Here is a 13,468-nt window from a genome sequence, read left to right as displayed (position 1 = left end):
GAGCACCTACAGCAAATTCAGATACTGAGGCGGTAGGGTTGCTAGTCCACTATTATGAAGCTTTACAATGCTGACTGCGCAGACCTCTGGCGTGGGTTTTCCCAAATTCACGACACTGATAAGGCCTCAAGGTCTAACCAATACCGCGTATGCCGCCGCTCCCCGGTCCGGTTCAGCGCGCCCATCTCGACCAGGTCCTGCAGATCCCGGGTCGTGGTCGCGCGCGATGTGCCGGTGATGGCGATGTAATTCTCGGCGCTGAGCCCGCCCTTGAACCCCTCGGGCCCCTCTCGGAACATGCGCTCGATCACCTTGGCCTGCCGGTCGTTCAGCCGATCGCGGAACTGGTCGTAGAACTTTGCCTTGGCGATGAAGAAGGCAACGCGCGTCAGTGTGACCTGCTGCGCGTTCAACACCGTCTCGCCGAACCAAAAAAGCCACGCGGTCACGTCCAGCGTCTTCTGGTGGGCTTCGAGCTGATCGTAATAACCCTTGCGGTCGCGTTCGATCGTGTAAGCCAGCGCGATCAGGCTCGGCTGGCCGATATTCTGCGCGAGGGATTTTTCAGCCAGAGCGCGGCCCAAGCGGCCATTGCCGTCCTCGAACGGATGGACGCTCTCGAACCACAGGTGCCCAATTGCCGCGCGCGTCAGCGCGGGCAGTGGCGTGGACCCCTCTGGTGCCGTGCGGTTGAACCAGTCGACGAACACGTCCATTTCGCCTTGGACTTGCGCCGATGGCGGCGCTTCGAAATGCACCGTCGGTCGATCAATGCGACCGGAGATGATCTGCATGGCGTCGTCATGCCGACGGTAGGCACCGATCGTCTCGAGGCCACGGTCATGGGACAGGAGCATACCGTGCCAGTGAGAGAGCGTGTCGTGGGTCAGAGGGGCCGCGTGGTTCGAATAGACATCGACCATCATTTCGGCGACGCCCTGCTCGCGGGGTTCTGATGGTGGGCCCTCCGTGGTCAGTCCGAACTGCCGCCGCAACGAGGACTGGACACTGGACCGGTCCAGGACCTCGCCCTCAATGGCGCTCGTCCGCATCGCCTCCTCACTCAGAAGCTCGATGCGCAGCCGGTCGCGCTCCTCGCCTGTCACATGGCGGACCGCACCAAGGATTTCGCCTGAGGACAGCAGAAAGCGCCGTTCGAGTGGCTCGATCGCAGCGCGGTCATAGCGGAAGTTCGGCCAGTCGGGTTGTGTCCAGTTCCAGCGCATGAGTTATAGAATCCCTTTCTATAACTCACTATGTGGCAAATAGATGATTTATGGAAGTGGGTTCTATGCAGCACCAACGAGTCCAAAGGTTGGACACATCTCCATGTAACGGCCCGGATCAGCCGTACTGTATCCGATCTGACAGGTGTCAGGCGGCGTCGCTTATTGGTTCGTAGCGAACCTCGGCCAAAGCATCGTCCAGCCACGCGGGCTGCAGATCGCCATTGTTCCATTGGTAGAGGAAACCCACCAGATTGTCGGTCTTCTTGCAGAGGATGCGCATGATCGGTTCGCCGGTGAGGCGGGGTTTTGGGGTCATGACGCGCTCCTGCTATTTGGACCTCATAACTGGCTAAAGGGAGGTCAAAAATTTCTTGTCGGCGGTGTTAACGACAGGTTTCTGCAACTGCAAGGTGTGGGCGGTAGCTTCGGCAAAAACCCACCGACAAAAAGACAAGTTGTCTTTATAGTCAGGTTGTTGACGTATCATTTTCTGTATTCTGCGCCGCAGCGCGAACGGCAATCTCGTCCAGAAGTATGTCGATCTCCGCCCAGACGCGCGGCTCGATCTGGCCGCGGATCAAGGCCCACTTGCTGAGCACATCGAGGGGGTCATGGGCGTGCAGGATGGAAGTTAGCGCATTGGCATCGACAGCCAGAGATGTCCGCGCGCGCCATTCGGTGATCCGCGTTCTCTGCTCTTCGGATGGTGGGACGAACTCTGGCCCCAGCTGCCAGGTCTTCACGGCACGGCGCAGAGCGGCCCGGATGACATGAGCGGGGTCGACGCCGCAGTCGATGAGGGCTTCTTCCTGCCGTTCCAGCGCGTTCACCCGGATATCGATCTTGCGGGTGGCCGGAATGCGTCGGACCCTGGGCTGCGACGCCGTGGGCGCTGTTATGATCTCTGTCGTTGTCTCCGGGCTTGGTTGCGGCGAAGGCACGGAGGGCCTGCTTGGCACCGGCGCTTGATCTTCATCCGCCACGTCTGCCGTCATGCTCATCGGCATCAGGACGGTCTCTTCCCTTCCCGGGTCTTTCTCCCCCTCCGGCCGAAGGGACGCGGCATAGGCTGGGTCGGGCCGGGTGATGGTTGGAATCTTCTTTCTCAACGCCCTGTCCTTACGCGGCCAAGATGTTGTTGAGGATGTCGGTGGCCTCCTCAAGGGCCTCGACGACATGACGGACATGCGGGCGCATGAGTGGGTTTGGGTCGGCCTGCTTTTGCAGCGCGATGGCGTGGAGCAGGCCTTTCTCGTCCATCTCCTTGTAGACGTTGCGGCGCATCATCACCGTCTCAACCACGGGAAACCGAGCGATCGCTACTTCGATCAAGGCGGCATCCGCGCGCGTGGCTTTCGGGTCAACCATGTTCAGAACGACATGATGGCGCGGCAAGCTCGCCGGGTCATCGACGCGCGCGCGCAACCTTTCGAACCAGTCGGCGGTCTGCGCACCCACATCAAGATCCGAGGTCGAGAGCATGACCGGCGTTACAATGTGATCGGCGAGAACCGCGATCCCGTCCGACCATTCCGCGCCGACGCCTGCCGTATCGATGAAGACGAAATCCGCCGAGTCCGCATCATAGACCTGCTCGATCTTGCGATCGACGGCCCCGACACTCTCGACCGAGATTGACCGCAGCAGAGGCGACCCGAGACCCGCCGCTTCAGCTCGTTCGTGCCAGGCGCCAAGCACTCCGGTGCTATCAGTGTCGATCAGCAGAACCCGTCGCCCGCCAGCCACGGCAGCGCTGATCAGGGCGCGCGAGAGCGTGGTTTTGCCACTCCCCCCTTTCCGGGCCATCGCGGCGATGACCACGAGATTGTCGTTGGGCATGGGGCGCAGACCTCCTGCAAGAATAGTGAATCGCAACAAAGATGCAATAATGTCGCTAACCTCTTGGTGCATCGGCGTCAAGCGGAAGGCGGGATGCACGATGCGGTGGGCATGATGCATTCGCCGTTGCGCGTTTTGCGGCGAGCAGACAGCGGGGCGCAGGGGACAGACGCCGCGATCCAGGTTGCGCGATGCTTTTGCCAAAAGACGTACTGCATTCGGCATCCACCAAAGCACGTGAAGCGCGGAACGCGACGCGAGGTACACGCGACGCCGTGCATTGTGCGGGGCGCGCGATGCGGGCTGCAATCGACACGTCCCACTTGCCCGAAGACGCGCTGCAGAGCGCAAAAGACACCGTGCATAAGACGTGATGCACGGTGCAGGGAACGCGGGACGCGTTGCATTGAGCGCGTTGCGCGCTGCATTTGACAAAGGACGTCAAATCGGCCTGTCGGGCCGATTTTCTACATTGAGTACAAGCCCTTGGTGCCTTCTCCGCTTGTGCTGGGAGAAGGCGGGCGTGTACGAAGTTGGCAAGAAATAGGAACGTATACTTCACATGGGCAGCAGTCGCAGACTGACCGATCAGGAGCGCCGTCAGATCGTCCGGGAACGGGCGAAAGGCGTCTCGGTCAATGCGATCAGTGCGGTGCTGAAGGTCTCACCCAAGACCGTCTACAACGTCCTCGGCCGGGGCCGTTCCGCCGTCTCCGCCAACGACAGCCGCACCCGCGTGCTGACCATGCGCGTCACCGACCGCGACCTTCGCGGCTTCGATGCTGCTCTCGCGCGGCGCGGGATCGCGCATCGCTCGGATGCCATGCGCTCCCTGATGCTGGCCGCGGACGATCTCCTGCGCCCGGATGAGGGTATGACGGATGAGTTGAGAGGGATGAGCGCGGCGCTGAACCGGGTCGGCAACAACGTGAACCAGGTCGCGCGCCGCCTGAATGAGGCGAAGCTCAAGGGCGAGCGGCTGCCCTATACGCCCGCAAGCCATGCCGAGATCCGCGATCTCGCGATGCTCGTCTTCGACATGGCCGACCAGATCCAGGAGATGTTCCGCGCGCGGCGTCGCGAACTGGACCTCGAGGTCACTAAGGCTCTCGCCGATCTGGTGCGGCAGGAAGCGGAGCAGGTGGCCGAGCATGGCGCGGAGTGAGGCGCGCGGCGTCGGGCCCGCCCTTTTCGATCGCGACTGGAGCCGGGTCTCCGGCAGCTGGCAGGGACTCGCCAGGAACGCGCAGATGGTGCGCGCGGCGCGGGGCTATTCCCCGGCCATATTCAAGCCGATCTCGAAGGGCGGGTGCCACACCGGCGCGCAGCTCAAGGCCCAGCTGACGTATCTTACCACCAAGTCGAGCCACATCCTCGACAGTCGTGGCACACATGATGGCAAGAAGACCCTGTCCGAGGCCGAGATCGACCGGGTCGTACGCCGCTTCGAGAACCAGTGGGGTGAGCGGCACAGCCCCAAGCTCGGCCATACCTCGCATCTGCTGATGGCCTTTCCCGTCGGCTCCAGCGGTGAGGAGGTGCGCGCGATCACCGAGACTATCTGTGAGCGGTTCTTTCAAGGTGAGGGGTCGCAATTCGACTATATTGCTGCAATACACCAAGATCGCGCGCATCCACATGCGCATATCGTTCTGAACCGCCGCAGCAAGGATGGCGAAATGTTCTTTCTCGGGAAGGATCACCACTTCAACTACGACGCCTTTCGGGCGGCGATGGTCGACGCGGCGCAGGTCCACGGGATCCGGCTCGAGGCGACACGGCGTCTTGACCGGGGGGTCACGACCTACCGCGCCGAGATTGATGAGGTCTACAAGGCCCGTGACGAGGGCCGGCCGCCGGTCGAGCGCCAGCGCACAGGCGCTGATCTCGCCGCCGCCCTGCAGACGGTGGCGCGCAATGCGCTGATCTATCGGGGTCTGGCGGTCGAGGCGTCCCGGTCGAACTTCGATGACGTGGCCGAGGCGCTCGAGCGGGCCAGCACCATCCTTGCCAGTGGCGGTCAGATCCAATCTGACGGAGCCATCTATATGTCCCAAGACGAAACAGCGTTTGACACGCTGATCACCGAGTTTTCCCAGAACATCCGCCAGATCGAGGCTGCGATCGACCGTGCGCCTGCGTCCGAGCGGCCGGAGATCGAGCGCAAGCTTACCGATGTGCTGGCCTCGGTCGCGCATCTGAATCCGCTTGGAGACCGCTCGGCTGCGCTGCTCGATGCACCTTCACGGGACGGCGTCTATGCGCGGGCCAACATGCGCGAGGACCAGATGGGACGCCTCGACGACAATGCGGTGAAGGCGCGCCTCAGCGAGGCACTGCAGGGCACGGGCATCGATCCCGAGGCGGTTGCCGCCCGCATGCGTGAGGGTGCCGGCAATGCAGCCCTCGAACGGCAGTGGCTTGCGCAGGATCTGCGCGCCATCGCCACGGCGAGCGACCTCGATCTGGAGAAGGGCGAGGATCGCGAGGAAGCGCTGGACCGGCTGGAAGCCGTTCACGTCCGCCTGGGCGATACTCTGACCGATGCGCGCATCTTGCGGGCGGTCGACGATGTCGATGAGGCGGAGGATGCCGAGGTCTCGCTCGCCGAGCGTCTGACGCCACTGGGCCGCGATCTCGACGACGCGGGACCGGACGCCTTCGCCCCGTCCGAGCGGCAGGACTTCCAGCAGCTGGTCGCCCAGTTTCGCCGGACGGATTTCACTCATCCGTTCTCGGATGACCCGTCCGTGCGCAGGGCCGGTGCTGTCGAAGTGGAAGAAGCCCGCGCCGCCTTCAACGCCTATGCGCAACGGTCGCCCGATCATGCCGAATTGGCCTCGATGGCATGGGACAAAATCACCGACAGCCGCAAGCCACAGGAGTTCGCCGTCGAGGAGAAGGATCGCAGGCTACACGCGGGCGACATGGACCTGGCTATGCGCGATCCCACGCAACATCTCGGTCCGATCACCGAAGATGACCGCACCCTCGCGCGCTACCGCGCGGAAATGCCCGATGAAGAATTCGGGACGGCGGTGCAGGAGGAAATCAACCGCCTCCGCGCCATGGGTGCATCGCGCGCCTATATCAGCGAGCGGAGTTTCGACATCGAGGATCAAGCGCGGCAAGACTATGCCGAGCGGCGCTTCATGGCTGAGACCGCCCCTGATGTGATGACGTTCCTCCAGCGGGCCGAGGCCGAGGATGGCACAGCTCTCTCCGAAACAGCTGGGCAGCGCCTGATCGAGCAAGTCGACAGAAACCTCACGCCAAACGCGGTCACCGCCCTGCGCGCGGGCCATGCTGATGTGTTGGACAAGTTCACCGAACATCCGCTGCGGCAGCTGGAACTCGCGAAGGCCTATCTGGAAAGCAGTGAAGTGACCGCCCACGGGCCGGCCATGGAGCGGGTGCTGGATGCGCTCGCCGAGGAACAGATCGAGGCGCAGCGCGCGCGTCACGCCGCGGCCCATGGCGAAAAAGGGATCACCCATGGATAAGGGCAAGATCGCGGGCGGCATCCTCAGCCTGACGCTGGTCGGCCTCGCCATCGGCTATGTCGTGGCCACGGGCTATTTGATCCTGCGCTATGGGCTGTCGACCGAGCGCATTGATTTCACATTGCTCGCGCGGGAATACCGCGGGCTTGGGACCACCGCCACGAAGGACTTCCTTTGGGTGAACCTGATCCTAGGCGGCTTCGGCATAGCCGCGCTCATGTTGAGCGTCACGCTTCTCGGCGACGCACTGACCCGGTTCGGCACGACACATTGGCAGACCAAGGCCGAGATGAAGCGCAACGGCTTTTTTGCCAAGCCGGGCGGTGGGTTCCTGTTGGGCAAGCTTGGTCGCCCGAAATCGAAGGGTCCCTTCCTCGTGTCAAAAACTTTCCCGCATGCGCTGATCGTGGCGCCGACGGGTCGAGGCAAGGGCGTGGGCTTCGTGATCCCGAACCTTCTGACCTACAAAGGCTCGGCCGTGGTGCTCGACGTAAAGGGCGAGAACTTCCGCGAGACCTCGCGCTTTCGCGCCAGCATGGGCGACAAGGTGTTCCGGTTCGCGCCAACAGACTGGGACCGGCCGACGCATCGCTACAACCCGCTTGCCCGCATCGCGGCCATGACCAATCCCGACCGGCAGCAGATGGAGCTGAAGCTGACCGCAAAGCTCTTCCTGCAGACCGACAACGAAAAGCTGAGCGGGCTTCTGGCCGGGGGCATCGATCTGTTCGTGGCGGCCGGCCTTCTGGCCTTCGAGCGCGGCGTGCCGACCATCGGCGAGATCTACCGCATCACCGCTTCGGGCGGCGACAAGCAGAAGGAATACCTCAAGCGCGCGCAGGAGGTGAAGAACAAGTCGGCCAAGCTGATCTTCGAGCGCATGGCATCGACCAACAATGACACCCTGACCTCCTACCTGTCGCTCTTGATGACCTCGGGTCTCGACACCTGGGACAACCGTGCGATCGACGCGGCCACCGCGACCTCGGATTTCTCCTTCCGGGACATCCGGCGTCGCCCCCACGCCATTTATCTCGTGGTCGAGTCCGAGATGATCCGCCCGCTAGCTCCGCTGATCCGGCTCTTTTTCTCCGACCTGATCGCCTCGCTGCAGGCGCAAGAACCGGGGGACGACGAGCCTTGGCCGGTGATGATCATGCTCGACGAATTCGACCGCCTTGGGAAAATGCCGATCGTCGCCGAAAGCATCAAGACGCTGCGCTCCTTCGGCGGGAACCTCGCCATTGTCACCCAGACCATCCCGGCACTGGACGAGATCTATGGCGAAAACACGCGCCGGTCGCTTCAGGGCGGCGCGGGCGTGAAGCTCTACCTCACCCCGTCCGAGCAGAAGACCATCGAGGAGCTAAGCCAGGCGGTCGGCAAGACCACGAAGCGCGTGGTCACACGGTCCCGCGCGGTCGGGCGCAACCCGTTCGAGGGGCGCAGCGTTTCCGAGCGGACAGAGGATACGCCGCTCCTGACGGAAGACCAGGCACGCCGCATGGACCTCGACGAGGTGATCCTCGTGATCGACGCGCAGATGCCGATCCGGGCGCGGCGGATCAAGTATTTCGAGGACCCGATACTCAAGGTGCTGCATGCCGGTCAGGCGGGGAGTTTCCCGTACCCTGACGAGGACGGGCTGCGGCGGGATCGGCAGATGACCGAGACGCGGGAGACGGTAGAGAAGCTGAAGCTGGAACTGCGGGAGGTGCGGGCGGCTGCTGGGGCGCAGGGGCCTGGGACTGCGTCCTCGTCGATGACCGTTGAGCCACCTGCAACAGAGACGCAGGATCCTCAGCCAGCGCCATCAGGTCGGGCGCGCGGCCGCGCAGCACGCGCTGCAGCGGGTGGCGGTGGGTCCGGTCAATTGTCGTTCGATCTTGCTGGGCTGGGGCTCAAGGAGGCAGACAGGACCCAACTTGCGTCGGCTGTGCAGACGACGCGGTCGATCATCGAAGTTCATGGATGAGCGATGATGGCCGCTTCGCGGACAGTGTCGTCCGGGCCCACTGGGACTTGCACACGGATTGTACGTTGATACGTCCTACCTGCCCCGGGTTGCTACGAAGTCGAGGGTCACACCTCCGATGAACAGACCGATCTCGACAGTATTTCGAAGAGTTTTTTCCAAGACGTCAGTCCCCGATCACTGCAGAACATCATTCTCTTTTGGTCAATCCCACGTTGTGCCAGCGGTTAGGCGCCTGCGACAATGGACATTCTCGTGAGTAATGCCTATCTTTGCAGCATGATCGAACGTGTCATCACCATGCTTGCCATACTCGCGATCACCGTGGTGACGACGGTGACCTCCGCGCACGCGACACGCATGAGCATGAATTCCGGTGTGGATCACGCGAGGCATGTCGCCGACATGATGCACTCTCCGGTCATTGCGAGCCCCGACTGTGCCGCTGGAGAGCACTGTGGACAGGCCGATGCCGAGATGTGCGCGTTCGTCTGCGCAGGTCTCTCGGCCTTTCTGACGTCGGCAGGCGGTGAAGCTGGGCACGCCCACGGTGCCGCCAGTCATGACGTCGCGTCCGAGGCGATCCACGTCAGCCGTGCGCCGGGACTGAACGAACGCCCTCCGAAGCTCCGTCTCCTCTAATCGCGCCCGGGCAGACGCCTGCGGCGTCCCATCGGCCTTGATGAACGGGACGGGATGTCCCGAGGAGACGACCATGAACACGCTTTCACGACGCGGCTTTCTTGCCGCAAGCGCCGCCGCCATTGGCGCGGCACAGATGCCCCGCATCGCCTTTGCGCAAGGGGCGGCGCCGATCAGCCTCGCCGCCGCGACCCGGACCCTCGATATCGATGGACGCGCCGCAACCGTCTTTGGCCTTGTCGGTCCCAGCGGTCAGGGGTTGATCCTCGACCCCGGCCAGAGGTTCCGGGTCGATCTGACCAACGATCTTGATGTCGGCACCATCATCCACTGGCATGGCCAGATCCCGCCCAATGCGCAGGACGGCGTGCCGGACATGCCGATGCCCCTCCTCGCGTCCGGAGAGACCCGATCCTACGATTTTGAGACGCGGCCGGGCACGCATTGGATGCACAGCCATGTGCCGACGCAAGAGATGCAGCTGCTGGCAGCACCGCTGATCGTGCGCTCGGCCGAGGACGTTGCTGCTGACCGGCAGGAGGTCGTGATGTTCCTGCATGATTTCTCCTTCAAGGGCCCCGAGGAGGTTCTGGCGGAGATCGGCGCGGGTCATGGCGGCGGACACGGCGCAGGTCATAGTGCCACTGCGGCGCCCGATCAAGGCGCGCCCATGGGAGGCATGGGCGCGATGCAGGGCATGGATCATGGCGCGATGGGCCATGGCGGCATGGGCAACATGGGTGCGATGATGGGCATGGGCGGCCAGATGGGCGGCATGGCCATGGACCTGAACGATTACGACTGGGACGCCTATCTCGCCAACGACCGGACCCTGTCGGACCCCGAGGTGGTGCAGGTCGAGCGTGGCGGGCGCATCCGGCTGCGGGTCATCAACGCCGCCGCGGCGACGGTGTTCTGGATCGACACCGGGGGTGCCGAGGCGCGACTGGTCGCGACGGACGGCCACGCCGTCCAGCCTGTCGCGGGCAACCGGTTCGGGCTGGCCATGGGTCAGCGGCTGGACATCGAGATCGACCTGCCGAACGACGGCGGCACCTGGCCGATCCTCGCCCTGCGCGAAGGCGCGCGCGAGCGCACCGGCCTGATCCTCGCTACGCAGGGAGCCGAGGTCCGGCGCCTCGATGCCATGGCGGAGACCGCAGCACCCGCGTTCGACACCGATCTTGCACAGGAGGCGCGCCTCATCGCCCGCGATCCCCTGCCGGATCGGCAGGTGGACCGCAGCCAGATGCTGATGCTCGGCGGCTCGATGCACCCCTATGTCTGGACGATCAACCGGGCCGTCTGGGGCCAGCACCAGCCGATCACCGCGCGCAGCGGCGAACGGGTCGTGCTGTCGTTCCACAACATGTCGATGATGGCCCACCCGATGCATCTGCACGGGCATGTGTTCCAGGTCGTCGGCCTGAACGGGCGGCGTGTTGCCGGTGCCCTGCGCGACACGGTTCACGTTCCGCCGATGTCGATGGTCGATGTCGCCCTGGACGCCGGCGAGGCCGCGCGCTGGATGCTGCATTGCCATCACATGCCGCACCTTGCGACCGGCATGATGACCGAATTCGCGGTCACGGCGTCGGTGTGATCCGGGCGGGGCGTCCGGACAGGGCGCCCCGATGTCCCGACACCGATCCTGTGCTGTCCTGCCCCATGTTGTCGTGATGGCCGGTCAATAGGCGCACCCTGCGGGTGAAAATCAGGAGGATGAGACGATGAACTGGAACGATATGGGCTCCGGAATGGGTTTCGGAATGGGGATTGGCTGGCTCTTCGGCCTGCTGATCCTTGCGCTGGTGGTTTTGGCCATAGCAGCGCTGGTCAAATATCTTCGGAAATAGACGAAAGGACTTCTCAATGGCTTACACAATCAATCGCATGATCCCCGACATCGGGATCGAAGACGTCGACCCGCGCACCCGTGCTGCGCTGGCGGACTATGGCTTCGGCGTCCTGACCGAGATCGACGTCAAGGCTACGATGAAAAAGAAGCTTGACGTCGAGATGCCCGCCTACCGCATCCTCGGCGCCTGCAACCCGAAGATGGCGTATCAGGCGATCGGGATCGAGCCTCGGGTCGGCGCGATGCTGCCCTGTAACGTCATCCTGCGCGAGGTGGACGGCGGCGTGGAAGTCAGCGCCATCGATCCTGTGGCGTCGATGCAGGCGATTGAGAACGCCGAGCTGACGGCCGTGGCGGGCGAGGTGCGTGACCTCCTGGCGAAGGCCATCGCGGCGGTGTGAGATGAGCCTGCGCGCCACCATTCTCGCCGGCCTTGCGATCCTCGGGATCGTCCTGCTCGCTGTCTGGCAGGTCGCGCCTTCGGTGTTCGCCGAGGCGCGCAGCCTTCTGCAGCCCGAGCGTCTGGAGAAACTGGTTGCGCGCGCCGGCCTCTGGGGGCCGGTCGTGATCGTCACGTTCATGACCATTGCGGTCGTAGCCAGCCCGATCCCGAGCGCGCCCATCGCAATGGTGGCAGGTGCGGCCTACGGGCATGTCTGGGGGACAGGGCTGGTCGTGATCGGGGCGGAACTCGGGGCGCTGATCGCCTTCGGCCTCGCGCGGGTTCTGGGGCATGATGTCTTGCGGCGGGTTTTTGGTGACCGCGTCGATGCCGGGCTGCTCGGCTCGCAGAACGCGTTGACGGCGACGGTTTTCGCCAGCCGCCTTATGCCCTTCGTGTCCTTCGACATGGTCAGCTACGCGGCCGGACTCAGCCGTCTCCATGCTTGGCGTTTCGCCGTCGCGACACTGGCGGGCATCATCCCGGCGAGCTTCCTGCTTGCCCATTTCGGCGGCGAGGCGGTTAGCGGAGACCTCGGGCGCGCAACTTGGGCAGTTCTCGGTCTCGGGCTCGTGACGGGCTTGCCGCTGCTCTGGGTGGCGCTGCGGCAAAAGCCTGAAAAGGAAAATCCATGACGAAAAGTGATTACGAGAAAAACAGCATTACCCTCCCGGGTGCTGTGGCCATGGGAACCGGCGTGATGATCGGCGCGGGCATCTTCGCGCTGACCGGGCAGATCGCCGAACTCGCCGGGCCTCTCTTCCCGCTCTCGTTCATCGTGGGCGCCATCGTGACCGCGTTCAGCGCCTACACCTACATCAAGATGTCGAACGCGTATCCGTCAGCGGGCGGCATCGGGATGATCCTGAAGAAGGCCTACGGCCCGACGACGGTCGCGGCGGGCGCGGCCCTCCTGATGGCGCTGTCGATGGTGATCAACGAAAGCCTCGTCGCGCGCACCTTCGGCACCTACACGCTGCGGGCGTTCGGCGGCGATCCGGACAGCATCCTCGTGCCTATTCTCGGTGTCGGGCTGATCGTCTTCGCCTATCTCGTGAACGCATCGGGCACCCGGTCGGTCGGGCTGTTCTCCATCATCATGGCCGTGCTCAAGGTGGGCGGCATCGCGCTGTTCGGCGCAGCGGGTCTTTGGGCAAGCGGCATCTCGTTCGAGGCGACGGGTGATGATTTTGCAGCCACAGGGTTCGTGGCGTCGGTTGCGCTGTCGATCCTGGCCTTCAAGGGCTTCACGACCATCACCAACAGCGGCGCAGAGGTCACCGACCCGCACCGCAACGTGGGCCGGGCCATCATCTGGTCCATCGCGCTCTGCGTCGTCGTCTATCTGTTGGTGGCCTTCGCGGTCGGCTCCAGCCTGCCGCTCGACCGCATCGTGGCGGCGAAGGACTACGCGCTGGCCGAGGCCGCCGAGCCCGCGCTCGGGCAAACAGGCTTCTACCTGACGGTGGCGCTGGCGCTGGTGGCCACCGCGTCGGGTCTGATCGCCAGCGTGTTCGCGGTCTCGCGGATGCTGGCGATGCTGACCGACATGAAAATGATCCCGCACAGCCATTTCGGGATGCAAGGCACGATCAAGGACCACACGCTCGTCTACACCGTCGTGATAGCGGGCTTCCTGACGGTCTTCTTCGATCTCAGCCGCATCGCCTCGCTCGGGGCCTTCTTCTATCTGGTGATGGACATGATCATCCACTTCGGCGTGTTCCGGCATCTGCGCGAGGAAATTGGTGCGCAAGGCTGGGTGTTGCTGACGGCCATCGCCCTCGACGCCGTGGTGCTGGCCGCCTTCGCTGCGATGAAGTGGCAGTCCGACCCGCTCATCGTCGTGGTCGGCATTCTTGGCATGGCGCTGGTGTTCCTGTTCGTCCGGCTGTTCTTAGCGCGCAATCCTGTCGGGGAAGGCGCTCACGACCATCACTAAAGGGCTTGAGCTTCCAGTCCTTGGAGGCGGCAAGCAAG

The 13,468-nt window shown here is 63.7% G+C and carries 13 protein-coding genes; 9 read left to right on the top strand and 4 right to left on the bottom strand.

The window, feature by feature from the left end:
• Positions 1 to 107: 107 nt before the first annotated feature.
• From IMCC21224_RS24780 to IMCC21224_RS24770, 4 genes are all read right to left on the bottom strand, one after another.
• Complete coding sequence (locus IMCC21224_RS24780) at positions 108 to 1,226, bottom strand: Fic family protein (RefSeq protein ID WP_047998230.1); 1,119 nt, start codon at positions 1,224 to 1,226, stop codon at positions 108 to 110.
• 148 nt (positions 1,227 to 1,374) lie between these two features.
• Positions 1,375 to 1,545, bottom strand: coding sequence for a hypothetical protein (locus IMCC21224_RS28095; protein WP_156178428.1), 171 nt, complete (start codon positions 1,543 to 1,545; stop codon positions 1,375 to 1,377).
• 151 nt (positions 1,546 to 1,696) lie between these two features.
• Positions 1,697 to 2,338 carry a hypothetical protein gene (locus tag IMCC21224_RS24775; RefSeq protein WP_047998229.1) on the bottom strand — a complete coding sequence of 214 codons (642 nt, stop codon included), beginning with the start codon at positions 2,336 to 2,338 and terminating at the stop codon, positions 1,697 to 1,699.
• A gap of 10 nt (positions 2,339 to 2,348) precedes the next feature.
• Positions 2,349 to 3,068: a ParA family protein gene (locus IMCC21224_RS24770; RefSeq protein ID WP_047998228.1), complete on the bottom strand. Its 720-nt coding sequence runs from the start codon at positions 3,066 to 3,068 to the stop codon at positions 2,349 to 2,351.
• 562 nt (positions 3,069 to 3,630) lie between these two features.
• Here IMCC21224_RS24770 and IMCC21224_RS24760 point away from each other — a divergent pair.
• From IMCC21224_RS24760 to IMCC21224_RS24725, 9 genes are all read left to right on the top strand, one after another.
• A complete protein-coding gene (locus IMCC21224_RS24760) occupies positions 3,631 to 4,233 on the top strand; it encodes a helix-turn-helix domain-containing protein (protein ID WP_047998226.1) in 603 nt (200 codons plus the stop codon).
• Positions 4,220 to 6,571: a relaxase/mobilization nuclease domain-containing protein gene (locus IMCC21224_RS24755; RefSeq protein ID WP_047998225.1), complete on the top strand. Its 2,352-nt coding sequence runs from the start codon at positions 4,220 to 4,222 to the stop codon at positions 6,569 to 6,571. The genes IMCC21224_RS24760 and IMCC21224_RS24755 overlap by 14 nt, the downstream gene beginning before the upstream one ends.
• Positions 6,564 to 8,546, top strand: a complete 1,983-nt coding sequence (locus tag IMCC21224_RS24750; RefSeq protein ID WP_047998224.1) for a type IV secretory system conjugative DNA transfer family protein — start codon at positions 6,564 to 6,566, stop codon at positions 8,544 to 8,546. Before IMCC21224_RS24755 ends, IMCC21224_RS24750 begins: the two co-directional genes overlap by 8 nt.
• A gap of 243 nt (positions 8,547 to 8,789) precedes the next feature.
• Positions 8,790 to 9,188: a hypothetical protein gene (locus IMCC21224_RS24745; protein WP_047998223.1), complete on the top strand. Its 399-nt coding sequence runs from the start codon at positions 8,790 to 8,792 to the stop codon at positions 9,186 to 9,188.
• A 73-nt stretch (positions 9,189 to 9,261) separates the two neighbouring features.
• Positions 9,262 to 10,791 (top strand): multicopper oxidase family protein, encoded by a 1,530-nt coding sequence (locus IMCC21224_RS24740; protein WP_047998222.1) that lies wholly within the window; start codon positions 9,262 to 9,264, stop codon positions 10,789 to 10,791.
• Between the two features lie 127 nt (positions 10,792 to 10,918).
• Positions 10,919 to 11,044, top strand: a complete 126-nt coding sequence (locus tag IMCC21224_RS28860) for a hypothetical protein (RefSeq protein ID WP_255348006.1) — start codon at positions 10,919 to 10,921, stop codon at positions 11,042 to 11,044.
• Between the two features lie 16 nt (positions 11,045 to 11,060).
• Complete coding sequence (locus IMCC21224_RS24735) at positions 11,061 to 11,447, top strand: DUF302 domain-containing protein (protein WP_047998221.1); 387 nt, start codon at positions 11,061 to 11,063, stop codon at positions 11,445 to 11,447.
• Between the two features lies 1 nt (position 11,448).
• Complete coding sequence (locus tag IMCC21224_RS24730; RefSeq protein WP_047998220.1) at positions 11,449 to 12,123, top strand: TVP38/TMEM64 family protein; 675 nt, start codon at positions 11,449 to 11,451, stop codon at positions 12,121 to 12,123.
• The gene (locus IMCC21224_RS24725) at positions 12,120 to 13,430 is read left to right on the top strand and encodes an APC family permease (protein WP_047998219.1); all 1,311 of its coding nucleotides are present in this window, start codon (positions 12,120 to 12,122) and stop codon (positions 13,428 to 13,430) included. The genes IMCC21224_RS24730 and IMCC21224_RS24725 overlap by 4 nt, the downstream gene beginning before the upstream one ends.
• Positions 13,431 to 13,468: the final 38 nt, after the last annotated feature.

This window comes from Puniceibacterium sp. IMCC21224, from assembly GCF_001038505.1.
In the GTDB taxonomy this organism is placed as follows: domain Bacteria; phylum Pseudomonadota; class Alphaproteobacteria; order Rhodobacterales; family Rhodobacteraceae; genus Puniceibacterium.
The sequence above is the reverse complement of the archived record's forward strand: the minus strand, read 5'-3'. Positions and strand labels throughout refer to the sequence as shown.